The following is a 25265-nucleotide window of genomic DNA, read 5'->3' as shown; positions in this document are numbered from 1 at the left end:
AGAAGACATGAGGGTTTTAAAACATCCTCTAACAAGGTGGATTTCGAATGAAAAAGAATAAGACAACACACTTGATGTCTGGAATCCTGATACTTCTGTTTACTGCGATTTTCCTGGTGGTAACCGGAAGATTTTTGTACATTCAGACATCAGGTGAGATTAATGGGGTCTCATTGGAAAAATGGGCAGAGCAGAAACGAACGTCATCATACACGATTCCGGCTGACAGGGGAAAAATAATGGACAGTAACGGAATGACGCTTGCCTATGATCGGTCAACATTCCGCGTTTATGCTATTGTCGATGAGGCGTATACGAAAGATCCTGACCATCCAATGCACGTGGTTGATCCAGAAAAGACGGCGAAAGAACTTGCACCTATATTGGATATAGATGAGACATCCCTTCTAAAACGTCTGCAGGATGGATTAAACAATGATAAGTTGTTCCAAGTCGAGTTTGGTGCAGATGGCAGGCAGTTATCACAACAGACAAAGGACAAAATCGAAAAATTGCATCTGCCTGGAATCAAATTTGATAAAGAAGCAACGCGCTATTATCCAAACGGTATGTTTGCCTCGCAGATTATCGGACTTGCCAAGAAGAATGATGACGGAATAACCGGGATGACTGGAATCGAAAAACAAATGAACAAGATCCTGGGTGGAAAAGCAGGGCATATTTCGTATCAACGGGACAAATACAATACCAAATTGCTGGATCCAAAAGAAGTAATGAAAGAACCGGAAGATGGCAATAATGTTAACTTAACCATTGATCAAAAGGTGCAAACATTGCTGGAAGATGTGATGACCCAAGTGGACAAGAAATATAGTCCCAAGCGAATGACGGCTATTGTCATGAACCCGAAAACCGGGGAGATTGTTGCCATGAGTAATCGTCCCAGCTATAATCCGAACAACCCATCGGATGTAAAGAATTGGTATAATGATGCCATTTCGACCCCATTCGAGCCAGGGTCAACAATGAAAATGTTTACCTGGGCAGCAGCGATTGAAGAAGGGGTTTATAACGGGGATGAATCGTATGAATCAGGTGAGTACAAAGTTAGTAAACGGGACCGGGCCATCCGTGACTGGAAACAATCGTGGGGGACCATCACATACGACCAAGGATTTCAACGTTCGTCCAATGTCGGTGCGGCAAAATTGGCATGGGAAAAAATGGATCCGGATCGCTATCTGGATTATCTGAAAGCATTTGATCTTGATAAAAAGACAGACATTGATTTACCTGGGGAGGTACCGGGAAAAATTTTATACGACTGGCCAATCGAGAAAGTCACTACTTCCTTTGGACAAGGGACAACATTGACACCGATTCAGCAAATGAAGGCAGCATCCGCGATAGCCAACGATGGAAAAATGGTTAAACCGTATGTTATTTCCAAAATAACCGATTCACAAACCGGAGATACACTGAAAGAAACATCCCCCGAGGTTGTTGGTCAGCCAATTTCCAAGGAGACTGCCGATCATGTACGAGATTTACTTGGGACCGTTGTTACAGACAAACATGGCACAGGTAAAAGTTATAAGTTGAAAGATTATTCTGTAGCTGGTAAAACCGGTACGGCGCAAATACCTAACAAAAATGGCGGATATATGTATGGCGCAGAAAATTATGTGTTTTCGTTTTTAGGAATGGCTCCGAAAGACGATCCGCAATTGATGATGTATGTTTCGGTAAAACAACCAAATCTGAACATCGATGGAAACTATGAATCTGGTGAAGCACCAGTATCATTTATTTTTAAAAATGTCATGAAGAATAGTTTACGTTACTTGAATATTGACCCAGATAAGGAAGTGGATCAACGGGTTAATATGGTTACAGTTCCAGATGTTGCCGGCAAAAAGACAAAGGTGATTGAAAAACAATTAACCGATGCCGGGCTGGATGTTAGAACGATTGGTAATGGAAAAACAATCGTTAAGGCAAGCGTAAGTGAAGGAAATAAATTGCTGCCTGATGACCGGATTCTACTGGTAACTGATCAACCAACGATGCCCGATATGACAGGCTGGTCATTGCGTGAGGTTATGCAATTTGCCGATTTGCTTCATTTAAAAGTCGAACCAATTGGCAATGGTTATGTCGTGAATCAGAGTATTAAGAAAGGGAAGGCGTTAAAAGAAAACGATAAACTATCTGTCAATTTCGAGACGCCGAACAAAGAAAAAAATAAACAGGAAAGCGAAAAGAAAAAAGAAGATGATTCATAAGTTATGATATCCGGGTGCCCGGTGTGAAACTGTAAACAGTGTTCTATTCGTATTTTTCCAATCATATAGTAGATACAAGCCTGCCTATGAAAAGGGGATGAAAGATGAAACGTGTATCTGCTGTAACAGTCAGAAAACGAATAGTCACTGTTTTTCTTTGTGGATTATTAGTACTAGCTGTCATTGTCATTCGGCTGGGCTATGTACAATTTATTATTGGCGACAAGTTGATGGCAAAGGCCAATAATTCATGGACAAGAGATATCAAATTTCAACCGGAGCGGGGAGAAATACTTGATCAAAACGGTGATGTATTAGCCGAAAATGTTTCAGCCCCCTCCGTCATTGTGGTTCCAAGACAAGTGAAAGACCCACAAGAAACAGCGGAGAAATTGGCCGCTGTGTTGGACTTGTCGGTTGATAAAGCTTATGAATATGTCACCCAGGCGAAATCACAAGTAAATATCAACCCTGAAGGAAGGAAAATCTCCAAAGAACAGGAAAAGGAAATACGGACGCTCCAGCTTGATGGCGTTTATCTTGCCAAGGATTCCAAACGTCATTACCCCAATGGAGATGCTTTATCTCATGTACTTGGTTTTACCGGGATTGACAATCAGGGCTTAATGGGGCTGGAACTTTATTACGATGATATGCTTAGCGGGAAAGAAGGCAGTTTATCCTTTTATTCGGATGCCAAAGGAAAAAAACTAACTGATCTGGCTGATATTTATCGCTCGCCAGTTGATGGCTTGGATTTAAAAACAACCATCAATTCCAAAGTACAAACTATTATGGAACGGGAACTTGATTTGGCTGTCGAGAAATATAATCCGGATGGGGCACTGGCGATTGCAGTCAACCCAAAAACTGGCGGTGTTTTGGGAATGAGCTCCAGACCAAATTTTGACCCGGAAAATTATCAAGAGGTAGATTCAGAGATTTTCGACCGCAACTTGCCAATTTGGAGGACGTACGAACCTGGTTCAACTTTCAAAATTATCACCTTGGCCTCGGCACTGGAGGAAGGCAAGGTAGATTTGGATAAAGATACGTTTAATGATGATGGTTCTATTTCGGTTGAAGGAACACACTTACATTGCTGGAAAAGTGGTGGTCACGGCCATCAAACCTACCTGGAAGTTGTCCAGAATTCCTGTAACCCCGGGTTTGTTAGTCTAGGCATGAAATTAGGCAAAGAAAAACTGTTCTCTTATATTGACAATTTCGGGTTTGGCAAGAAGACAGGAATTGATTTGCAAGGGGAAGGAAATGGTATTTTGTTTAACCCGGAAAAAATCGGTCCGGTTGAAGCTGCGACTACCGCATTTGGACAAGGTGTATCCGTGACACCAATTCAACAAGTGATGGCTGTTTCGGCTGCAATCAATGGTGGCTATCTATACAAGCCGCATATTGCCAGTGAATGGGTTAATCCGAAAACGAAAAAAGTCGTTGACAAGGTAGAAACGGTCACCAAGGATCGGGTCATTTCCGGTGAAACGTCAAAAGAAGTACGACGCGCCTTGGAAAGTGTTGTTGCCAAAGGATCAGGTAAACCGGCATACATTGACGGCTACCGGGTCGGCGGCAAGACTGGAACAGCACAAAAAGTAGGACCTGGCGGCGGATATTTGGAGAATAACTATATTGTCTCATTTATCGGATTTGCCCCGGCCGATGATCCGCAAATTGTTGTCTATGTTGCGGTTGATAATCCAAAAGGTACCGTTCAGTTTGGCGGGGTAGTAGCCGCTCCGATTGTAGGAACGATCATTGGCGATAGCTTACGTGCCATGGGGGTCGAACCAAGAGAGGGCGGATTGGATAAAGAATATGTATGGCCAGAACAGCCGAAAGTGGAAGTGCCTGATTTAATTGGTATGGACAAACACAAACTAATGGAATATCAGACCGATTTGTCCGTTGAAACAAGCGGATCCGGCGAATATATCATCGATCAGGAACCAGATCCGGGAACAAAATTGGAACAAGGCTCAAAAATCAGACTATACCTATCCGACAAAAAAGATCGTGCAGGAGAATAAATTTTGCTATAATGGTATCAGCCAGACTATCAAAGATGGAAGCACCCGTATAGGGGCACATGGATTTTAGCTAAATGATAATCATCATATGAAAGTGCGCAATAAACTTTTAGGTAAATTATAAAAGGGGGTGGGTTCACCCTCTTAAAATTGTACACTTTCCAGAATACATATAGTTGGTATACTTCAATCAGTGAGGATGTTTACGATGAAATTAAACAAAATGCTTGCCGTACTACCATTTTACGCAACAAGCGAAACAATCGATTCTATTGAAATCAATGGCATAGAAATGGATTCTCGTGAAGTGAAGCCAGGTGATCTCTTTGTTTGCATCAAAGGTTATACCGTCGACGGTCATGATTTTGCCGACCAGGCAATTGCAAACGGGGCGGTCGCTATCCTGGCAGAAAAGAAATTACAAGTATCGGTACCAGTTATAACGTGTGCAAATACAACAAAGGCTTTGGCAATGCTGGCAGTCAAATTTTACGATTATCCAACCAGCAAATTCCCGCTAATCGGTGTTACTGGAACAAATGGTAAAACCACGGTCACTTATTTGCTGGAGGCGATATTTAATCGGTTTAACAGGAAAACCGGGGTCATCGGTACGATTCAAATGAAGATCGGCGAAGAAGTCTATCCGGTGAAAAACACCACGCCAGACGCATTGTTTTTACAGAAGATGTTTGGACAAATGGCAACGAAGCAGGTGGAAACAGCCATCATGGAGGTTTCTTCCCATGCCTTGGATCAGGGACGTGTGCATGGCTGTGATTTTGATGTAGCGATATTTACAAACTTATCCCAGGACCATTTGGACTACCACAAATCCATGGAAGATTATTTACGGGCAAAAAGTCTGTTGTTTGCCCAATTGGGAAATAGCTATAATAAAGGAAATAAGTTTGCCGTGATCAATGTAGATGATCCAGCAAGTGATGTATTAAAACGCAGTACGGCACAACCAATTATTACATATGGTTGTAAAAATGCAGCACAAGTACGCGCAGAGGATATTCATTTGGACGCAACACAAACAACATTTACTTTAAAAACGCCGGTTGGTGATGTTGCGATTACGAGTCACCTGATTGGTATGTTTAACATATATAATATGCTGGCGGCTAGTTCGGTTGCAATAGTTGAAAACGTACCATTGACCGTTATTAAATCTGCGCTTGAGGCCATTACCGGGGTCAGCGGGCGGTTTGAACCTGTTATTGCCGGTCAATCATTTGCAACCCTGGTTGATTACGCCCACACACCGGATTCGTTGGAGAATGTATTACAGACGATCAAAGGATTTGCGAAAGGTAAAATATATGTAGTCGTTGGCTGCGGTGGTGACCGGGATAAGAAAAAACGCCCATTAATGGCGGGTATAGCCGTAAAATATGCCGATTGTGCCATCTTTACTTCTGATAACCCGAGAACAGAAGATCCTTATGCGATATTAACTGATATGACTACAGGACTAAACTCCGGTCAATACAAGGTGATTGAGAACCGGAAAGAGGCGATCACATATGCTGTCGAACAGGCAACGAATGGTGATATTGTACTGATTGCCGGTAAAGGTCATGAAACATATCAGCAAATCGGCCAGGTGAAGTATGATTTTGATGATCGCCAAGTAGCAAAACAGGCAATTTTAGCTAAGGAGAATTGAGATATGTTATTTACTACCGAATGGCTTTGCGGATTATTTTCCGATTTTAAGGGGGAAGTAACCAAAAAAATTGCCATTGAACATGTTACAACAGATAGTCGCCAGCAAATGAAAAAATCCTTGTTTGTTCCCCTGACCGGTGACAAGTTTGATGGACACGATTATGTTAAACAAGCATTAGACAATGGGGCCGTAGCGGTTTTCTGGCGCAAGGACCGGCCGCTGCCTGATTTTTTGCCAGCTGATTTTCCAGTTTTTTTCGTTGAAGATACGTTGGTCGCATTACAGCAATTGGCGGCTGCATACCGGGAAAAAATCGATCCGACTGTTATCGCGATTACTGGATCCAATGGTAAAACAACTACTAAGGATCTGGTTGCAGCTGTGATGAAATCTACTTATCGCACCCATTACACAAAGGGAAACCTGAATAACCATATTGGCGTGCCATTGACGATTCTTTCCATGCCATCTGAAACACAAATGCTTATACTTGAAATGGGTATGAATCATTTTGGGGAAATAGAACAACTTTCCAATCTGGCCAAACCGGATTATGCGGTTATTACCAATATTGGTGAATCACATATCGAATATCTTGGGTCACGGGAAGGAATTGCCAAAGCAAAAATGGAAATTACTCATGGATTAAAGCCAAATGGTGAGCTTATTATTGATGGCGACGAGCCATTGCTTGCATCTAAGCATCATCATGATCATGTGACCACATGTGGATTTAAGGATAACAATATGATGATCATTAAAAATGTGGCAGTGTCCCATGATGAAACAACATTCACCTTATCTGACGGGAATGAATACGCCATTTCCCTGCTTGGTGAACATCATGCTAAAAATGCAACATATGCGATCATGTTGGGGAAACACGCCGGAATTCCAGTACCAGTAATAAAACAGGCATTGCAAACACTGGAATTAACAGCTATGCGTTTTGAAATGTTAACAGGGAAAAATGGTGTATCGGTTATCAATGATGCCTACAACGCGTCACCAACATCGATGAAAGCGGCAATTGAAGTTGTCAGGCAAATGAGCGGTTTTAGGGAGAAGGTACTGGTGCTTGGCGATATATTTGAACTGGGCGGTTTTGCCAAAACATTACATCAGTCCGTTGCAGATGTGATCGACGACTCGATTACCGCGGTTTTAACATTTGGTGATCATGCACAGGAAATTACCAAACAGGTAAGCGAGCAACATAACCAAGTAATCTGCCATCATTTTACCGAACGTGGGGCATTATTGGAGGTACTTAGTCCGTATCTGAAAAAAGATACGCTTATTCTGTTTAAAGCCTCACGCGGGATGCAGTTTGAATCGTTTGTAAATGCAATAATCCACCAATAAACACAGGTGATTTTGCGAGAGGAGAAAAAGCAGTGAATATTTTTATATTACTTATTACAATTGCAATAGCATTTCTAATAACCTTCCTTTTATCTCCTATCTTCATTCCCTTTTTAAGAAGGTTGAAGTTTGGGCAAAGTATTCGTGAAGAAGGACCACAATCACACCAGAAAAAAACGGGGACACCAACCATGGGAGGAATCATGATTGTTATAAGTACGATCGTGACATCCTTGATTATGGCAGGCAAGATGCATAGCCCGATCAGTTATCAGCTTTGGCTGTTGATCTTTGTTATGTTAGGATATGGTTTATTAGGATTTTTGGATGATTTTATTAAAGTTGTCAAGAAGCGTAATTTGGGATTGACCTCAAAGCAGAAGATGCTTGGTCAAATTGTAATTGCACTTGTTTTTTATTTTATTTTACAGGCAAATGATTTTCCGACATATATTCAAATTCCAGGTACAACCATCCAATTTGAGCTTGGATGGGGGTATGCAATCCTTATTATTGTTATGCTGGTCGGATCGTCTAATGCTGTCAACTTGACCGATGGTTTGGACGGACTGCTGTCAGGAACAGCAGCTATTGCCTTTGGTGCATTTGGGGTTATTGCCTGGTATGATTTTTCCCAGCACGAGGTTATTATCTTTTCATTGGCGGTAGTTGGAGCACTGCTTGGTTTTCTGCTGGTCAATGCCCACCCTGCCAAAGTATTTATGGGTGATACAGGCTCATTGGCGCTGGGTGGAGCGATTGCTGCTATAGCCATTTTAACAAAGCTGGAAATCATTCTAGTGATCATTGGCGGTGTATTTGTCATCGAAACATTGTCAGTCATTATCCAGGTGATTTCGTTTAAAACAACAGGAAAAAGGGTATTCAAAATGAGTCCATTACACCATCACTACGAACTTCTGGGCTGGTCGGAATGGCGCGTTGTGACAACCTTTTGGCTAATTGGACTTATCTTTGGTGCGCTTGGCATCTATATTAAGGTGGGCTTAACTTGAATAAATTAACAGACTTTCCCTATTCGTGTGTTCTTGTTCTGGGACTGGCGAAAAGTGGAACTGCAGCAGCAAAATTATTACTGGAAAACCACATCTCTGTACGGGTAAACGATAAGGAAGCACCGGCAAATGATGCAAATGTACAGATGTTACAGGAACTCGGTGCGGAAGTGATTACTGGTTCACATCCGCTGACTGTGTTGGATGGGATGGAGATGGTAGTCAAAAATCCTGGCATTCCATATAACAACCCAATTGTCCAGGAGGCACAAAAGCGACATATTCCGGTTATTACTGAGATTGAACTTGCCGGAAACATGGTGGAAGGATCGATTATCGGGATTACTGGTTCAAACGGGAAGACGACAACAACGATGCTTACAGCCCAAATGCTCAAAGCAAGCAAGGAGCCGGTACAACTCGCCGGCAATATCGGGACAGTAGCGACCGATGTTGCCAGCACATTGAAACCGGAGGAAAAAATGGTCCTGGAATTATCATCGTTTCAATTAATGGGTATCAGGAATTTTAAGCCAAAGATTGCCGTTCTATTAAATATTTTCGCTGCCCACCTTGATTATCATGGGACATTTGCGAACTATAAAGCGGCAAAATGCAATATTTTTAAAAACCAGACAGCCGCCGATTATCTTATTTATAATGCGGAACAAGAGACGGTTGTGGATGCTGTCGGGGTCGCAAAATCAACCAAGATTCCATTTTCAGTGAATAGGGAATTAAGAAATGGTGCTTGGGCAGATGATTCAAGTGTTTATTTTAAAAATGAGAAGATCATTGATAAACAGGAGATTGTGCTCGTTGGTGAACATAATCTGGAGAATATATTGGCAGCAGTGGCAGCCGCTAAATTAAGTGGAGCAAACAATGAGGCAATTCGTCAAGTTTTAATGACTTTTACCGGTGTCAGACATCGCCTGCAGTATGTTGAGACGATTAACAGCCGGATATTTTACAATGATTCCAAGGCAACAAATGTTTTGGCAACCCAAAAAGCTTTGTCTTCCTTTGATAAGCCAACGATCTTATTGGCGGGAGGACTTGATCGGGGTAATGGGTTTGCTGATTTACTCCCTTATCTTGCCAATGTGAAATTAATGGTATTGTTTGGTGAGACAAAAGAAAAATTAAAAAAACTTGCTGATCAGGCGGGAATTGATGCTGTTCTTGTAGAGGATGTCGCAATGGCAGCAAAGACTGCATACGCCAAGTCGGATGCAGGTGATGTGATTTTGCTATCGCCAGCCTGTGCCAGTTGGGATCAATACCAAACGTTTGAAGAAAGGGGTGACATGTTTGTGCAAGCCGTGCATACACTAGTATAGGGGCTTGTTTCAAACGATTGTCACTTGGAAAACGAAAGGACGAGCTATCCGGCTTGTCATACATACCATGTGAACCTGAGATAATGCCCCAATTCCGGAAACTGGATATGGGGTGTTTTATTTGTTACGGAAATTATTTAAACAGCAAAATGCACCGGATTATACGTTGCTTGGGGTAATTTTTGCATTATTAATTGTCGGTATTGTGATGGTATACAGCTCCTCATATATTTGGGCAGATTATAAATATGGGGACAGTTTCTTTTATTTGAAGCGGCAAATATTGTTTACCGGAGTTGGCGTTGTTGCCATGTTTTTTATCATGGCCATTCCATATGGGACGTGGCAACGGTATGCAAAGCCAATATTGTTCGGGTGTTTTGGATTACTTTTGCTTGTGTTAATTCCCGGTGTCGGAATGGTACGCGGTGGTGCCCAAAGCTGGATTGGTGTCGGGGCCTTCAGTGTGCAACCATCAGAGTTTATGAAACTAGGGTTGATTATTTTTCTATCCGTCTACTTAACAACCAATCAAAAATATATTACTTCATTTAAAAAAGGCTTTTTCCCATCGTTATTGCTGGTGTTTACTGCATTTGGCCTGATTATGCTGCAACCCGATCTGGGCACAGGAATCGTGCTTGTATTAACTTGTATGATTTTGATTTTTACTGCCGGAGCCAAAATCTCGCATTTCGTGGGGTTAGGTTTTTTGGGGATTGTTGGCTTTGTATTGTTAATTATTTCGGCACCGTATCGAATCAGCCGGATTACAGCTTTTTTAAACCCATGGGAAGACCCGCTTGGTGACGGGTTTCAGATCATCCAGTCTTTATATGCCATTGGACCGGGGGGATTAATGGGTTTGGGGCTGGGCAATAGTATTCAAAAGTATTTTTATTTGCCTGAACCGCAAACCGACTTTATCTTCGCCATTTTGGGTGAGGAGCTGGGCTTTATTGGTGGTGCTTTGTTGATTGTCTTGTTTGGTTTGTTGTTTTGGCGCGGGATTAAAGTTGCTTTGGCAGCGCCTGATCCATTTGGACGGTTTTTGGCCTTGGGTATCGTGTCCATGTTAGTGATCCAAGTGATGATTAACATTAGTGTCGTTATCGGGTTGATTCCTGTAACTGGTATTACACTGCCATTTTTAAGTTATGGCGGATCATCGTTAACCTTAACCCTTTGTTCGGTAGGGATCTTGTTAAATATAAGCAGGTATTCCTCTATTTAGGAAAAGTCTAAAGGTGCTGTAGCTCACAAACAAGCAGCAGGGCACAAATTTTTATCACGCATTAACGGGCTGTAATACCCCCACCTCTATAAGTGAGAGTAACTAAAAACTTAGAAGGTGGGGGATAAACAGCCCGTAAATTCCTGATTCTGTTCAACTAACATTTAGTGGGGGAGGAAAGGAAACCCCACTAAATGAAGTTTCACTTTATACCTTTTCTCTTAAAAATGCTTCCCAAACGGAGGCATTTTTTTGTAAATTATAGAAACACTACATGTTAACCGGTAATTTATGATATAATTTTTGTACATCGAAAACGGCATAGACGCATGCCGTTAATTTTGTACAAAGGAAGAATCGAATGGGTAAAAAGAACATTGTTTCGATTGAAGATAGAATCCCAAAATTGAAACAAGCTCGAAAAAAGAAGGCGAATAGAAGATTTATATTCTATTTTTCTATTTTTTTCTTGCTCATTTTGCTGATTGTCTATATACAATCACCGCTTAGCCGCGTAAAAACGGTGGATATTACAGGAAACGGCTTTGTATCAGATGAGCAGATTCTCAAGAAAAGCAACATAACCAGAAAGACGAATATTTGGACAATTAATGAAAGTAAAGTTAAAAAAGCACTAACAGAAAATCCAGCCGTCAAATCAGTCGAATTAAAAAAGCAGCTGCCAAGAAAAGTCGCTATTCATGTAACAGAGTATGATCGGGTTGGTTATGTCAAACAAGATGACGCTTACTATCCAATTCTGAACAATGGACAAGTCTTAAAGTCATCCAAACAGAAAACCATAAACGGGGATGCCCCATTGTTAATGGATTTTTCAAATGAGTCTATTTTACATAAAATGACGGATCAGTTACATTCACTACCGAAAAGTATTTTGAATCAGATATCGGAAATTCACTGGCGGCCAACAAACGATAATAAATATAAAATTTTATTGTATATGAATGATGGTTATCTGGTGGATGGGACGATCCGGGAGTTTGCTGAAAAGATGAAGGTTTATCCTTCCATCGTTTCCCAGCTTGAGCCGGACAGCAAGGGGATTATTCATATTGGCGTAGGGGCTTATTTTGAATCCTTTGATAAGAAGGAGAAAGAGAAGGAAAATCAAGATGAACAGGATGAAATGGAAGGAGAAGAATAAGAAAATGTTTACTATTGAAAGTCCATTGTTATTGTAATCCATCCAAATGCTAAAAGCGTGTGTTTAAAAGGAGGATAAAAAGGACCGAGAAGTTCTAGGCGGCGCAGTTTCGAGCAGCGGAATGTATGCAGTTAGATACATGAGCAGCGGAGAAACAAGCCAACGAAGAAATTCGAAGCGTCATTTTTTACCGGACTTTTTGAACATCCTTTAAAAAGTTGTATTTGGTGTGATAAATTTAGCAAGAGACCCGTTTCGAAAGCCATATACAGCGTATGGTTTCCGAAGTATTTAATATAGGCTTTTGATCCGTTACATCATTACCCGTCTAATTTCCCAGATTTGTACTGAAAAAGTAGGTGAAATTAAAAGGGATATACGGCTTTTTTGTAGAATTACTTTTATATCTGTTATTTTAGTACATTCTCAAGGAATAATCCTTTATAATGATAGAATAGATCATATTACAGGTGTTAACATCTGATTGTCTATTTATCAGATGCTGAATCAGGAGGTGCCTTTCATTGGACAACAGTGAAATACTAGTAAGTTTGGACGTAGGTACATCAAAAATTAAGGTGATAATTGGAGAAGTTTTAAATGATTCATTAAATATTATTGGTGTAGGATCTGCGAAATCAAATGGCATGAAAAAAGGAGCCATTGTCGATATTGATCAGACCGTTCATTCGATCCGTAATGCAGTAGAGCAGGCGGAACGAATGGTTGGCATGCAGATTGACAGTGTTGTAGTCGGGATTAACGGCAACCACGTTGAATTGCAGCCCTGTCATGGGGTCGTGGCTGTTCAAAGTGCAAACAGGGAAATCGGTGATGAGGATATTACCCGGGTGATTGACGGGGCACAGGTTGTCTCGATTCCTCCAGAACGTGAAATTATCGATGTTATTCCGAAGCAGTTTATTGTTGATGGTTTGGATGAAATAACTGATCCGCGCGGGATGATTGGTGTTCGTCTGGAAATGGAAGGAACAATTATTACCTGTTCCAAAACAGTTTTACATAATATTTTAAAGTGTGTGGAACGGTCGGGATTACAGGTATCCGATATTTGCCTGCAACCATTGGCTGCGGGGTCGATTGCATTATCCAGGGATGAGAAGAACCTCGGTGTTGCACTAATTGATGTTGGAGGGGGATGTACAACCGTATCGGTTTTTCAGCATGATCATTTGGTGTCAACAAGCGTTATTCCACTTGGTGGTGATAATATCACAAAGGATTTGTCCATGGGTCTTAGAACATCAACCGAAGAAGCGGAGGATGTCAAGCTGAATTATGGACATGCTTTTTTCGACGATGCACATGAGGATGAAACATTCAGTGTATCCACCATTGGCAGTAACCAGTCGCAAACCTTCAATCAATTGCAGATTGCTGATATGATTGAAGCTAGACTCGAAGAAATTTATGCGTATGTCGAACGGGAAATCAGACGGATGGGATGTCATGATTTACCAGGAGGATATGTTCTGACAGGTGGTACCATGAAAATGCCTGGGGTACTTGAGCTTGCCCAGGATTTATTTCGGGCAAATGTCAGGATGTCCCTGCCGGATTACATTGGCGTCAGGGAACCACAGTTTACTGCTGGGGTAGGAATCTTGCAATTTGCTTATCGTAATGCGAAAATACAAGGAAAAGATCTTTTTCCTTCTGTTGTCAATTCGTATGAGGAAAAACCGCGACCCAAGAAAACAGCAAAACCAGCAGAAAAAACAGAAAAGAAAAAGAAGAAAGAATCCGGAATTTCGAATTTGTTTAAGTACTTTTTTGATTAAATTCTTGTACTCTAGTAATTTTGCTTATTTTAGGAGGAACGTATATGTTGGAGTTTGACACAAATATGGATAAATTGGCAACCATAAAAGTAATCGGTGTTGGCGGTGGCGGAAATAATGCCGTTAACCGCATGATTGAGCATGGTGTAGAAGGTGTTGAATTTATTGCTGTCAACACGGATTCCCAAGCACTGGATCTATCGAAAGCAGAAGTGAAACTGCAAATTGGCGAAAAGCTGACCCGTGGTTTGGGAGCAGGTGCCAATCCCGAAGTCGGTAAAAAAGCTGCGGAAGAAAGTAAAGAGCAAATAGAAGAGGTACTACAAGGTGCCGATATGATCTTTGTCACAGCTGGAATGGGTGGAGGAACCGGTACTGGTGCTGCACCTACCATCGCACAAATTGCCAAAGATCTGGGTGCGCTCACCGTTGGCGTTGTAACACGGCCATTTACATTTGAAGGCAGAAGAAGGGCGACCCAGGCTATCTCCGGAATTGACACATTAAAAAGCTGTGTCGATACACTAATTGTTATTCCAAATGATCGCTTGCTGGAGATTGTTGATAAAAACACCCCGATGTTGGAAGCATTCCGTGAAGCAGATAACGTATTGCGTCAAGGGGTACAAGGCATATCCGATTTGATTGCCAAGCCTGGACTTATTAATGTCGACTTTGCCGATGTCAAAACCATTATGTTTGACAAAGGTTCTGCACTAATGGGAATTGGTATTGCAACCGGTGAAAATCGGGCAACAGAAGCAGCCAAAAAAGCCATTTCCTCACCTTTATTGGAAACATCAATCGATGGGGCGCATGGCATTTTAATGAATATCACGGGTGGAGCAAATCTCAGCCTTTATGAAGTACAGGAATCGGCTGACCTTGTCACATCGGCAGCAGATAAGGAAGTAAATGTGATCTTTGGCTCGGTGATTAATGAAAGCCTGAAAGACGAAATCATTGTCACGGTTATTGCTACTGGATTTGATGAGAACCAAAATGCTGATCATAAGCCGAAAAGCCGGTCAATGCCGAGCAATAAACAACATGCGGCTACAACATTCAATGACGATATACCGTATCGGGAAACAAGAAACACCCGAAATTACACAGAAAATCAACAGCCGCCCAAGCAACAACAACCAGAAGAGGATACACTGGATATTCCAGCCTTCTTACGGAACCGGAATAGAAGACGATAATAGTAAAAGCAAGCGGATTAAAAATCATTCCGCTTGCTTTTTATTTTAGTTTTTTTGTTCAAGAACCGATAATTGTGTTTCTGACATCCCCATTACATTCCTATCCATATTTAGCCGACAAACTCCCTGATAACTCGTTGAAATTAGCGCAACTTTGCGGACAAGAAGTGACAGACTTTGCCTTACACATCCGCTATACTACCTTTAACGCATTTGTTTCAGACTTTGATGGAGGCTGGAAGATCGTTCTCATGCGCAGAAAGGAAGAGCGGTGTGACTGTTTATCTTGATGCTGTCTGGTTATTGAACTTTCTATTAGACATGATGCTGCTAATGCTCACACAGATTTTAGCCAAAGATAGCTCGGGAAAAATCAGAATCATGTTTGGTGCATTTGTGGCATCAATCATTGTGCCTATCTCATTGTATTACCCGGACTCTTTTTTTACTACCGTTTTAGGGAAAATCTGTTATTCTTTGGTGATTATTTTATGCTCTTTCCGTTTTTATTCGATTCGTCGCTTTTTAAAAATGCTGCTATTATTCTACTTTACTACATTTTCAATTGGAGGTGGTCTGATAGCTGTACATTTTTTGCTGCAAAATCCAATTGGGTTCTCGGCCAATGGGGTGCTTACTTTCAATAAAGGCTATGGTGATCCCACTAGCTGGATTTTTATAGTTATTGGATTTCCGATTATTTGGTGGTTTACGAAAAACCGTATGGACAAGCACGCTACCGAAAAAATCCGCTACGACCAGCTATATTCTGTTACTATCGAGCTTAATCAAGTGAGTCATTCGACAACGGGGTATATTGACAGCGGGAACCAATTGGTTGATCCACTGACAAAAAAACCGGTAATTATCTGTGATAAGCAATTTTTAATGAACTGGTTTTCCGAAGATGAATGGGAACTGCTAAAAAGTGCCCAAGAAGAGCTGGATTTTGATTGTATACCGGATCAATGGCAGAACCGAATTCAATTGGTCCCATTCCAGGGTGTCGACGGAAAAAGGCTATTCATGTTAACCATTAAGCCTGATAATATTACAGTTTATTATGATAAAGGGAAAATTATCACAAGCAAAGCATTAATAGGCATTCAATTTGCCTCGTTAACGGATGATGACAGTTATCATTGTTTACTCCATCCACAAATCATCAAATTGGCTGCAGTACATCCGGCTTAAAAACAAAGGCGTAAAGCACCTGGTCAGTAGTATTTGGAGGTGATGGTGGTTGACTGGCACTTTGACCTGGAGCCGGACATGGCCATTCCAGTTAGAGGATTTCTATAGCCATAAATTTCATAAAGACATCAAAAAGGGGAGATTGTTTTGCGTAAATGGAAATTGAGGATGCGTTTGTGGTGGTACAATACGCTCATGAAATTGGGAATAAAATCAGACGAAATTTATTATATTGGGGGGAGTGAAGCTTTACCGCCGCCATTATCCAAAACGGAAGAACAGGAATTACTCCAGCGCTTGCCAAAAGGAGATAAAGCAGCCCGTGCCATGTTAATTGAGCGAAATTTGCGGCTGGTTGTGTACATAGCCCGTAAATTTGAAAATACAGGTATTAATATTGAGGATTTGATTAGTATTGGCACCATTGGACTGATTAAAGCAGTCAATACATTTAATCCGGAAAAGAAAATAAAGCTGGCAACCTATGCCTCGCGTTGTATTGAAAACGAAATTTTGATGTATTTACGCAGAAATAATAAATTGAAATCAGAAATTTCATTTGATGAGCCGTTAAACATTGATTGGGATGGAAATGAATTATTGTTATCCGATGTATTGGGAACGGATGATGATATTATTACCAGAAACCTGGAATCTAATGTAGATAAACATTTATTAAAAAATGCCCTTTCCCAATTAAATGATCGGGAAAAACAGATTATGGAGCTTCGTTTTGGGCTTGTTGGCGAAGAAGAAAAAACGCAAAAAGATGTTGCAGATATGCTCGGTATATCTCAATCATATATTTCCAGGTTGGAGAAGAAAATAATCAGACGCCTAAAAAAAGAATTTAATAAAATGGTTTAGCCCTTATTTTTAGTAGGGAAGCACCGATTTTCATCCGATTGTAACCCGAATCAGACTGCATAAAAAACTTTCCCCGCGGAGATACTGTCCATGAACAGCATCTCCAACGGGAGGGTAGGACCATCATGGCCAGACATAAAGTAGAGATATGTGGTGTTGATACATCAAAATTACCTGTATTAAAGAACGAGGAAATGAAGAAATTATTCATCAAAATGCAAGAAGGAGACATTTCTGCCAGAGAAGAATTGGTCAATGGAAATTTACGGTTGGTCTTAAGTGTGATTCAGCGATTTAATAATCGTGGTGAGTACGTGGATGACTTATTTCAAGTGGGCTGTATTGGACTCATGAAATCAATTGATAATTTTGATTTAGGACATAATGTTAAGTTTTCTACGTATGCAGTACCAATGATTATCGGTGAAATCAGACGATATTTAAGGGACAATAATCCCATTCGCGTATCAAGATCATTGCGTGATATCGCATATAAAGCCTTGCAAGTAAGAGAAAAACTAATAAATAAGACCTCTAAAGAACCAACACCAATGGAAATTGCCGAGGAAATGGGAGTTCCCCATTCCGATATCGTTTTTGCCATGGATGCGATTCAGGATCCAGTATCATTATTTGAGCCGATTTACAATGATGGCGGCGATCCGATTTTTGTCATGGATCAGATTAGTGATGACAAGGATAAAGATGATACATGGGTGGACAAATTAAGCTTGAAAGAGGGTATGGTTCAATTAAATGCACGAGAGAAAATGATTTTGAACAAACGATTTTTTCAAGGGAAGACACAAATGGAAGTTGCAGATGAAATTGGGATTTCCCAGGCACAAGTCTCGCGCCTGGAAAAAGCCGCAATTGATCAAATGAATAAAGAGATGTTTGAATAGTAGTGGTAAAAGTTACCCGTAAATAAGCCGTATCACAAATGTGATACGGCTTATTTTTGTACATGAAAGTTACATATCCCTGCATATAGATGTAGTAAGGTGGGTGAGGAATATGGTAACATTATCGCAGTTACAGTTAAAGGAAATTATTAGTATTAGTGACGGGGCGAAGTTGGGTCATTTCACGGATTTGGAGATCGATGGCGCGACTGGTAAAATTACCGCATTAATTGTGCCTATAAAAGAAAAGCAGAGTGGATTTTTTGGAAAAGCAGATGAGTTGATTATTTATTGGAGCCAAATAGCAACAATCGGAGCGGATGTAATTCTGGTGAAGAATGTAGAGTCACCATCCTTATATCCGGATCGGGATGACATGGAAAAGCGCTAAAACTATGGTAGAATAGAATAGGTATAAACTGGAGGGGATTTTTATGGCAGAACCGTTTAATCAGCATACAGATTCTATTCTACTTATCGATACATGGAAACAAATCAATCCGAAGCTGTGCGCTGGATTCACCACAAGAAACGGTGGTGTCAGCAAGCAGCCTTTTTCGTCATTTAATCATGGATTACATGTGCAAGACGATAAACAGGATGTGCTAAACAATCGAAAACGACTGGCACAAATGCTTGGTTTTCCGCTTCAGGATTGGGTAGGAGCAGAGCAGGTTCACGCAACCGAAATCATTACTGTCACAGACGATGACAAAGGAAAAGGTTCCGTTTCCCTTGAGGATTCTTTGGCTGGGGTTGATGGTATAATTACAAATAAACCTGGTATATTGTGTACCGCCTTCTTCGCTGATTGTGTGCCATTATTTTTCTTTGATCAAACAACAGGTTACATTGGGATTGCTCATGCTGGTTGGAAGGGCACCGTTAATCGAATGGCGGAAAAAATGGTTAAACAACTGCAACATACTGGCAGCGATGTACGTCATCTAAATGTCATCATTGGACCTTGTATATCACAAGCAAATTATGAGGTCGATCAACGTGTGATTCAGTCGATACCAACACAATTGCAGAAGCATACGGTTAAAAAACTTGCTAATCATCGCTATTTGCTGGATCTAAAACAATTAAACAAAGAAATCCTTTTACAATGTGGGGTTTTCCGTCATAATATAGGTATAACAAATTATTGCACTTTTCGTGATGAGTCATTATTTTTTTCACACCGGCGAGATCATGGTAAGACAGGCAGAATGTTAGGGTTTATTGGCTATATTCCTTAACCGGTGTGCAAAGAGAGGAGAGAACAATCATGGACGTAGCAGAAAATTTACGAGTGATTCAAGCAAATATCAGACAAGCTTGTGCGAAAAGTAATCGCAATCCGGATGACATAAACATCATCGGCGTAACGAAATATGTTACAATAGAACGAACAAAGGAAACAATTGAAGCTGGAATTAAGCATCTTGGTGAAAATCGTTCAGAAGGCTTTTTGGAAAAATATAATTATTTTAAAGATCAGGCAACCTGGCACTTTATCGGTACATTACAATCAAGAAAAGTGAAAGACGTTATTGATAAAGTGGATGCCATTCATTCACTTGACAGGCTCTCTTTGGCAAAGGAAATTCATAAACGCGCCAAACAAACGGTTGATTGTTTTGTACAGGTGAATGTCAGTGAGGAAGAATCAAAACATGGACTAACCAAAGATCGGGTGGAGTCATTTATTCGATCACTGCAAGATTTTGATCAGATACGTATTGTCGGTTTGATGACCATGGCGCCGCATACTGATGACGAGCATTTATTAAGAGAAACATTCCGACAGTTGGCAGCATTACGGGATATCATTGAACAACAAAAATTTCCCCATGCTCCATGTCATTACTTGTCAATGGGAATGAGCAATGATTATCAAATTGCGATTGAAGAGGGAGCTACACATATCCGGATTGGTTCCAAATTGGTCGGTTCATAACATAAATGAGGTGAAAATATGAGCATAAAAAATAAAATAAAAACATTTTTCACGATGGATGATGAATACGAATACGTTGAGGAACAGGAGGAACCGGAAGTGCCTGAAAGTATGTCAAAAGAGCAAGGACGAAATGTTGTCAATCTAAAAAGCTTGCAGCAGCCTTCTTCCAAGGTTGTTCTATGCGAGCCCGGATCCTATAATGAGGCACAGGAAATTGCTGATAACCTTATCAATCGCCGGGCTGTTGTGATAAATTTACAACGGATTGATCATCATCAGGCCAAACGCATTGTTGACTTTCTCAGCGGAACAGTTTACGCTGTCAATGGCGACATGCAAAAGCTCGGTGCAGAGACATTTCTTTGCACACCAGATAATGTAGATGTTTCCGGAAAAATTTCCGAAGCATTTATGAATGAAGTTGATGAAAAGGGATGGTAGCAAAGCATGTATCAATTATTAAATATTATTAATTTAGCCGTTGAGATATATTCTTATGCATTAATTATTTATATTTTTATGTCCTGGTTTCCAGGTGCACGCGAATCATCGTTTGGGGTGTTGATGGCCAAGATTTGTGAACCATATCTGGAAATATTCCGTAAAATTATACCGCCACTGGGAATGATTGATTTCTCACCAATCGTTGCTATTTTTGTACTATATTTAGCAAGAAGCGGCTTATTTGAGCTGTTCAGAATGCTTCTGCTTTAAGGTGAAACGACAATGGACATATCTCAGCACTTTCGCAGAGATGAACAAGAATTTATTGACCAGGTATTGGCATGGAAGGAACAGGTTGAAAACTCCTACATTCCAAAATTAACTGATTTTCTGGATCCCAGGCAACAACATATTATGGAGACGCTCATCGGTAAGCATGAGATACTTAGATTACATAAACATGGCGGTGGTCCATATACCGAACGTAAACGAATGATCATTGCTCCGATGTACGAGCCAATTGATGAGGCTGATTTTGAGTTGGTATTACTGCAGACAACCTACTCGAAAAAGTTTATTACTTTAACACATCGCGATGTTATGGGGGCATTCCTATCCTTGGGTGTTAAACGAAAAAAGCTGGGTGATATCCATGCAAAAGACGGCGTTGTACAAATCCTGATAGCCAAGGAAATCGCATCATATGTTCAAATCAATTTAACGAGTATCAGACAAGCAAAATTGAAATTCGAAACACAGCCGTTATCTGCTTTTTTAGGAGAAGAAAAACATTGGAAGGAAACAGAATGTACAGTTTCTTCATTGCGACTGGATACGGTTGTAAAAGAAATATACAAGCTTTCCCGCAAAGATGCCGCAAATTACGTTGAAAAAGGCTTGGTAAAGGTAAATCATAAAACAGTGGAAAATCCAGCCCTGCTTTTACAGGAAGGGGACCTGTTATCATTGCGGGGAAAAGGAAGAAGTAAACTGGTCACTATTAACGGTCAGACCAAAAAGGAAAAACGGCGGATTACAACGGCCATTTTAAAATAATTTCCTGTACATGCAGGAAAAACGCTATTTATGTAGAAATATAGCAGTATGAGTGTTCGATATTTTTTGTTAGGAGGTGGCCTTGTGCCATTATCACCACTAGATATTCACAATAAAGAATTCTCCAGAAGCTGGAAAGGCTATAATGAGGATGAAGTCAATGAATTTCTCGATCAGGTCATTAAAGACTATGAAATGACCATCCGGGAAAAGAAGAATTTGCAAGAAAAAGTGGAACAACTAGAGGGAAAGCTTGGACATTTCACAGATATTGAAACAACATTGAATAAGTCGATCCTCGTTGCCCAGGAGACAGCCGAAGAAGTGAAAGGCAGTGCATCCAAAGAAGCAAAATTGATTATTAAAGAAGCGGAAAAAAATGCCGATCGAATTATTAATGAAGCGCTGGAAAAGTCACGACGGATTTCAGCGGATGTGGAACAATTAAAAAAACAGGCGAAAGTTTTCCGGACACGATTTAGAATGTTGGTAGAAGCGCAATTGGACATGATTGATACCAATGATTGGGATAGGCTGCTTGATACGGAAATGGATGAAGAACCCGAATTAGCAGAAAATAATTCATAATCCTTGACGTTTCAGGAATTTATGCATATAATTTGTACACATATAATATATCTAATACGATGACAGAGACAGTATAAAAGATCGTCAGCTGTTAAAGCGAGTCAGGGTATGGTGGAAGCCTGATACAGTATCCTTTTAGAACATCACTCTGGAGTATCCATACGAACGGTTGCCTAGTAGATATGGACGGTTCATTCACGTTACGAATCTCTGAGTGAATTTAATTGTAATGAATTAAATTTATAAGGGTGGTACCGCGAGTCTTCTCGTCCCTTTTTTGGGATGTGAAGGCTTTTTTATTTGGATTTGAAAAAACCGCCTAATGTGGAGCCATATAATTAATTTGTAGGAGGAAAGGATATGGATTACAAAGAAACATTATTAATGCCGAAAACCAAATTCCCGATGCGGGGGAACTTGCCGAATAAAGAGCCGCTGCGTCGGAAAGAATGGGATGAAAACAACCTATATGAAAAGAGTTTGGAGCGTACAGAAGGAAGACCATTATTTGTACTGCATGATGGCCCGCCATATGCCAATGGTGATTTACACATTGGTCATGCCTTGAACAAAATTTTAAAAGACTTTATTACGCGCTACAAATCAATGGCCGGGTTCCAAGCCCCATATGTTCCGGGATGGGACACACACGGCCTGCCAATCGAAACAGCACTGGCGAAAAAGAAAAAAGTCAATCGTAAAAAGATGAGCGTCGCTGAGTTTCGTCAAAAATGTGCCGAATACGCGATGAAACAAATTGATAATCAACGTTCCCAGTTTAAAGAACTAGGTGTTCGTGGCGATTGGGAGCATCCATATATCACATTAACAAAGGACTATGAAGCAGCCCAAATCCGGGTGTTCGGGGAAATGGCAAAAAAAGGCTATATCTATAAAGGAATGAAGCCTGTTTACTGGTCTCCGTCATCAGAATCAGCACTTGCGGAAGCTGAAATCGAATATCATGATAAACGTTCCCCATCCATTTATGTTGCATTTGAGGTAACGGATGGAAAGGATCTTCTGGAAGGTGGCGAGAAATTCGTTATCTGGACAACAACGCCATGGACCATCCCGGCCAACCTGGGAATCAGCTTGCATCCGGACCTCACCTATGTGGTGGCACAAGTTGATGATGATAAATTTATCGTTGCCGAGGAGTTGTTACCTACTGTTGCAGAAGAACTGGGTTGGGGAAATCCGGAAGTTGTTAAAACATTCCGTGGTAAAGAAGCAGATAAAATAGTGACGAAACATCCATTTTATGATCGCGACTCGCTCGTTATGCTTGGCGATCATGTGACTGTTGATGCCGGTACTGGTTGCGTCCACACCGCCCCGGGACATGGGGAAGACGACTTCTACGTATCCAAACGATATGGCATTGATGCATTATGTCCAGTCGATGAAAAGGGTGTCTTTACAGATGAAGCCCCCGGTTACGAAGGGATGTTCTATGATACCGCCAATAAACCAATCACAGAGAAATTGGATGAGGTTGGTGCACTACTGAAGTTAAACTTCATTACCCACTCCTATCCACATGACTGGCGGACGAAAAAGCCAACCATTTTTCGGGCTACGTCACAGTGGTTTGCATCGATTAAAGATTTTCGCCAGGATATTTTGGACGAAATCAAGCGGATTAATTGGTATCCGCAATGGGGTGAAACGCGTCTTTACAATATGGTTCGGGATCGGGAAGACTGGTGTATTTCCCGGCAACGGACATGGGGTGTGCCAATCCCGGTATTTTATGGTGAAGATAAGGAACCAATTATTACTGATGAAACGATCGAACATGTATCGAAACTATTTGCTGAACATGGATCAAATATCTGGTTTGAGTGGGATGCCAAAGAATTATTACCCGAAGGATTTACTTCGGAACATAGCCCAAATGGTACGTTCACCAAAGAGATGGACATTATGGACGTTTGGTTTGACTCCGGTTCCTCGCATGAGGCGGTCTTGCTTGGTCGGGAAGATCACCGTCGTCCAGCAGATGTCTACTTGGAAGGCAGTGACCAGTATCGCGGCTGGTTCAACTCATCACTGTCAACAGCTGTTGCAGTAACAGGCAAGGCACCGTACGAAAATATTATCAGTCATGGATTTACCCTTGATGGGCAAGGCCGAAAGATGAGTAAGTCCCTTGGCAACACTATTGCTCCATCCAAAGTATTAAAACAGCTTGGTGCCGACATTTTGCGGTTATGGGTTGCCTCGGTTGACTACCAGGCAGATTTCCGGATTTCTGATGATATCTTGAAGCAGGTATCGGAAACATACCGAAAAATCCGTAATACATTCCGTTTCATGCTGGCCAATATCGCTGACTTTGATCCGGCTAAAGACCGGGTAGCGGAGAATGATCTGGAAGAAGTCGATCGCTATATGCTGCACCGCCTGCAGAATTTGATTAAGCGTGTTCGGAGAAGCTATGATAAATTTGAATTTTCGCCAATTTATCATGACATTCATAACTTCTGTGCAGTCGACTTAAGTTCATTCTATCTTGATTTTGCCAAAGATATTTTATATATCGAAGCAGCGGATCATCCTCGCCGCCGGAGCATCCAAACGGTGTATTACGACATCTTGACCAGCCTGGTTAAAATGTTGACACCGTTAATCCCGCATACAACAGAGGAAGTGTGGGAGTATATCCATGGAACTGAGGCAGACTATGTCCAATTGACCGACATCCCAGAGGCAAAAACGGTATTTGCCAATGAAACCGATTTGGAAAAATGGGATCATTTCATGAAAGTGCGCGATGATGTATTAAAGGCACTGGAAGAGGCACGTAATGAAAAAGTTATCGGTAAATCGCTGGAAGCAAAAATAACGATTGTGGCCAAGGACGAGAAAACAAAAGATGTCTTGGAGCACATTCCATATCTTCATCAGCTACTAATCGTCTCTGAAGCGGATGTGGCCGAAAGTATGGATGGTGGCAAGGATTATCGTTATGTGGATGTAAAAGTGGAAAAACATCCTGGCGAAAAATGTGCTCGTTGCTGGGTTGCATCGGAAACAGTTGGTGAAGACCACGATCATCCTGATTTATGTTCCCGTTGTGCAGACGTTGTGAAGACACATTATGCAGAGATAAACTAATTTGCTTTGGATGAGGCTGTCACAAAAGCTATCGTTTT

General features: G+C 41.0%; 21 protein-coding genes and 1 other annotated feature. All 21 genes read left to right on the top strand.

Annotated features, from left to right (window positions below; translation table 11 throughout):
• Positions 1–47: 47 nt before the first annotated feature.
• On the top strand, positions 48–2246 hold the full coding sequence (locus ABRT01_RS10325; RefSeq protein WP_269409358.1) for a penicillin-binding protein: 2199 nt from the start codon (positions 48–50) through the stop codon (positions 2244–2246).
• A 104-nt stretch (positions 2247–2350) separates the two neighbouring features.
• A complete protein-coding gene (locus ABRT01_RS10320) occupies positions 2351–4294 on the top strand; it encodes a stage V sporulation protein D (protein ID WP_269409357.1) in 1944 nt (647 codons plus the stop codon).
• A gap of 208 nt (positions 4295–4502) precedes the next feature.
• The gene (locus tag ABRT01_RS10315) at positions 4503–5969 is read left to right on the top strand and encodes a UDP-N-acetylmuramoyl-L-alanyl-D-glutamate--2,6-diaminopimelate ligase (protein ID WP_269409356.1); all 1467 of its coding nucleotides are present in this window, start codon (positions 4503–4505) and stop codon (positions 5967–5969) included.
• 3 nt (positions 5970–5972) lie between these two features.
• Positions 5973–7337 carry a UDP-N-acetylmuramoyl-tripeptide--D-alanyl-D-alanine ligase gene (locus ABRT01_RS10310; protein ID WP_269409355.1) on the top strand — a complete coding sequence of 455 codons (1365 nt, stop codon included), beginning with the start codon at positions 5973–5975 and terminating at the stop codon, positions 7335–7337.
• A 32-nt stretch (positions 7338–7369) separates the two neighbouring features.
• Positions 7370–8353: a phospho-N-acetylmuramoyl-pentapeptide-transferase gene (gene mraY, locus ABRT01_RS10305; RefSeq protein WP_269409354.1), complete on the top strand. Its 984-nt coding sequence runs from the start codon at positions 7370–7372 to the stop codon at positions 8351–8353.
• Positions 8350–9696, top strand: a complete 1347-nt coding sequence (gene murD, locus ABRT01_RS10300; protein WP_367747016.1) for a UDP-N-acetylmuramoyl-L-alanine--D-glutamate ligase — start codon at positions 8350–8352, stop codon at positions 9694–9696. The genes mraY and murD overlap by 4 nt, the downstream gene beginning before the upstream one ends.
• A gap of 121 nt (positions 9697–9817) precedes the next feature.
• Positions 9818–10930 carry a stage V sporulation protein E gene (gene spoVE, locus ABRT01_RS10295; protein WP_269409352.1) on the top strand — a complete coding sequence of 371 codons (1113 nt, stop codon included), beginning with the start codon at positions 9818–9820 and terminating at the stop codon, positions 10928–10930.
• A 361-nt stretch (positions 10931–11291) separates the two neighbouring features.
• Positions 11292–12095, top strand: a complete 804-nt coding sequence (locus ABRT01_RS10290; protein ID WP_269409351.1) for a cell division protein FtsQ/DivIB — start codon at positions 11292–11294, stop codon at positions 12093–12095.
• A gap of 524 nt (positions 12096–12619) precedes the next feature.
• Positions 12620–13897: a cell division protein FtsA gene (gene ftsA / locus ABRT01_RS10285; protein ID WP_269409350.1), complete on the top strand. Its 1278-nt coding sequence runs from the start codon at positions 12620–12622 to the stop codon at positions 13895–13897.
• Between the two features lie 44 nt (positions 13898–13941).
• Complete coding sequence (gene ftsZ, locus ABRT01_RS10280) at positions 13942–15102, top strand: cell division protein FtsZ (protein WP_269409349.1); 1161 nt, start codon at positions 13942–13944, stop codon at positions 15100–15102.
• A 273-nt stretch (positions 15103–15375) separates the two neighbouring features.
• Positions 15376–16296, top strand: coding sequence for a sigma-E processing peptidase SpoIIGA (gene spoIIGA, locus ABRT01_RS10275; protein WP_269409348.1), 921 nt, complete (start codon positions 15376–15378; stop codon positions 16294–16296).
• Between the two features lie 147 nt (positions 16297–16443).
• Positions 16444–17163: an RNA polymerase sporulation sigma factor SigE gene (sigE, locus tag ABRT01_RS10270; RefSeq protein WP_269409347.1), complete on the top strand. Its 720-nt coding sequence runs from the start codon at positions 16444–16446 to the stop codon at positions 17161–17163.
• Positions 17164–17288: 125 nt separating this feature from the next.
• Positions 17289–18068, top strand: coding sequence for an RNA polymerase sporulation sigma factor SigG (gene sigG, locus ABRT01_RS10265; RefSeq protein ID WP_269409346.1), 780 nt, complete (start codon positions 17289–17291; stop codon positions 18066–18068).
• A gap of 112 nt (positions 18069–18180) precedes the next feature.
• On the top strand, positions 18181–18459 hold the full coding sequence (locus tag ABRT01_RS10260; RefSeq protein ID WP_269409345.1) for a YlmC/YmxH family sporulation protein: 279 nt from the start codon (positions 18181–18183) through the stop codon (positions 18457–18459).
• 43 nt (positions 18460–18502) lie between these two features.
• Positions 18503–19312 carry a peptidoglycan editing factor PgeF gene (gene pgeF, locus ABRT01_RS10255; RefSeq protein WP_269409344.1) on the top strand — a complete coding sequence of 270 codons (810 nt, stop codon included), beginning with the start codon at positions 18503–18505 and terminating at the stop codon, positions 19310–19312.
• Positions 19313–19341: 29 nt separating this feature from the next.
• Entirely contained in the window at positions 19342–20013 is a 672-nt protein-coding gene (locus tag ABRT01_RS10250; RefSeq protein WP_269409343.1) for a YggS family pyridoxal phosphate-dependent enzyme, read from the top strand.
• Between the two features lie 18 nt (positions 20014–20031).
• Positions 20032–20457, top strand: a complete 426-nt coding sequence (locus tag ABRT01_RS10245) for a cell division protein SepF (protein ID WP_269409342.1) — start codon at positions 20032–20034, stop codon at positions 20455–20457.
• Positions 20458–20463: 6 nt separating this feature from the next.
• Positions 20464–20730, top strand: coding sequence for a YggT family protein (locus ABRT01_RS10240; RefSeq protein WP_269409341.1), 267 nt, complete (start codon positions 20464–20466; stop codon positions 20728–20730).
• Positions 20731–20742: 12 nt separating this feature from the next.
• On the top strand, positions 20743–21516 hold the full coding sequence (locus tag ABRT01_RS10235; protein WP_367747010.1) for a YlmH family RNA-binding protein: 774 nt from the start codon (positions 20743–20745) through the stop codon (positions 21514–21516).
• Between the two features lie 84 nt (positions 21517–21600).
• Positions 21601–22104, top strand: a complete 504-nt coding sequence (locus ABRT01_RS10230; protein ID WP_269409339.1) for a DivIVA domain-containing protein — start codon at positions 21601–21603, stop codon at positions 22102–22104.
• 50 nt (positions 22105–22154) lie between these two features.
• Positions 22155–22381, top strand: a binding site (T-box leader).
• 83 nt (positions 22382–22464) lie between these two features.
• Complete coding sequence (gene ileS / locus ABRT01_RS10225; protein ID WP_269409338.1) at positions 22465–25227, top strand: isoleucine--tRNA ligase; 2763 nt, start codon at positions 22465–22467, stop codon at positions 25225–25227.
• The last annotated feature ends 38 nt before the right edge of the window (positions 25228–25265 follow it).

Source organism: Lentibacillus sp. L22 (genome assembly GCF_040812445.1).
Taxonomy (GTDB): domain Bacteria; phylum Bacillota; class Bacilli; order Bacillales; family Amphibacillaceae; genus Lentibacillus_C; species Lentibacillus_C daqui.
Note: the sequence above shows the minus strand (reverse complement) of the source record. Positions and strands in the feature narration are given on the sequence as shown.

What these genes read in the sequence shown, in the direction of transcription:
- ABRT01_RS10325 (WP_269409358.1), top strand. Translation starts at nt 48, where the DNA reads ATGAAAAAGAATAAGACAACACACTTGATGTCTGGAATCCTGATACTT.
- ABRT01_RS10320 (WP_269409357.1), top strand. Translation starts at nt 2,351, where the DNA reads ATGAAACGTGTATCTGCTGTAACAGTCAGAAAACGAATAGTCACTGTT.
- ABRT01_RS10315 (WP_269409356.1), top strand. Translation starts at nt 4,503, where the DNA reads ATGAAATTAAACAAAATGCTTGCCGTACTACCATTTTACGCAACAAGC.
- ABRT01_RS10310 (WP_269409355.1), top strand. Translation starts at nt 5,973, where the DNA reads ATGTTATTTACTACCGAATGGCTTTGCGGATTATTTTCCGATTTTAAG.
- ABRT01_RS10290 (WP_269409351.1), top strand. Translation starts at nt 11,292, where the DNA reads ATGGGTAAAAAGAACATTGTTTCGATTGAAGATAGAATCCCAAAATTG.
- ftsZ (WP_269409349.1), top strand. Translation starts at nt 13,942, where the DNA reads ATGTTGGAGTTTGACACAAATATGGATAAATTGGCAACCATAAAAGTA.
- sigG (WP_269409346.1), top strand. Translation starts at nt 17,289, where the DNA reads ATGGCCAGACATAAAGTAGAGATATGTGGTGTTGATACATCAAAATTA.
- ABRT01_RS10260 (WP_269409345.1), top strand. Translation starts at nt 18,181, where the DNA reads ATGGTAACATTATCGCAGTTACAGTTAAAGGAAATTATTAGTATTAGT.
- pgeF (WP_269409344.1), top strand. Translation starts at nt 18,503, where the DNA reads ATGGCAGAACCGTTTAATCAGCATACAGATTCTATTCTACTTATCGAT.
- ABRT01_RS10250 (WP_269409343.1), top strand. Translation starts at nt 19,342, where the DNA reads ATGGACGTAGCAGAAAATTTACGAGTGATTCAAGCAAATATCAGACAA.
- ABRT01_RS10245 (WP_269409342.1), top strand. Translation starts at nt 20,032, where the DNA reads ATGAGCATAAAAAATAAAATAAAAACATTTTTCACGATGGATGATGAA.
- ABRT01_RS10240 (WP_269409341.1), top strand. Translation starts at nt 20,464, where the DNA reads ATGTATCAATTATTAAATATTATTAATTTAGCCGTTGAGATATATTCT.
- ABRT01_RS10235 (WP_367747010.1), top strand. Translation starts at nt 20,743, where the DNA reads ATGGACATATCTCAGCACTTTCGCAGAGATGAACAAGAATTTATTGAC.
- ileS (WP_269409338.1), top strand. Translation starts at nt 22,465, where the DNA reads ATGGATTACAAAGAAACATTATTAATGCCGAAAACCAAATTCCCGATG.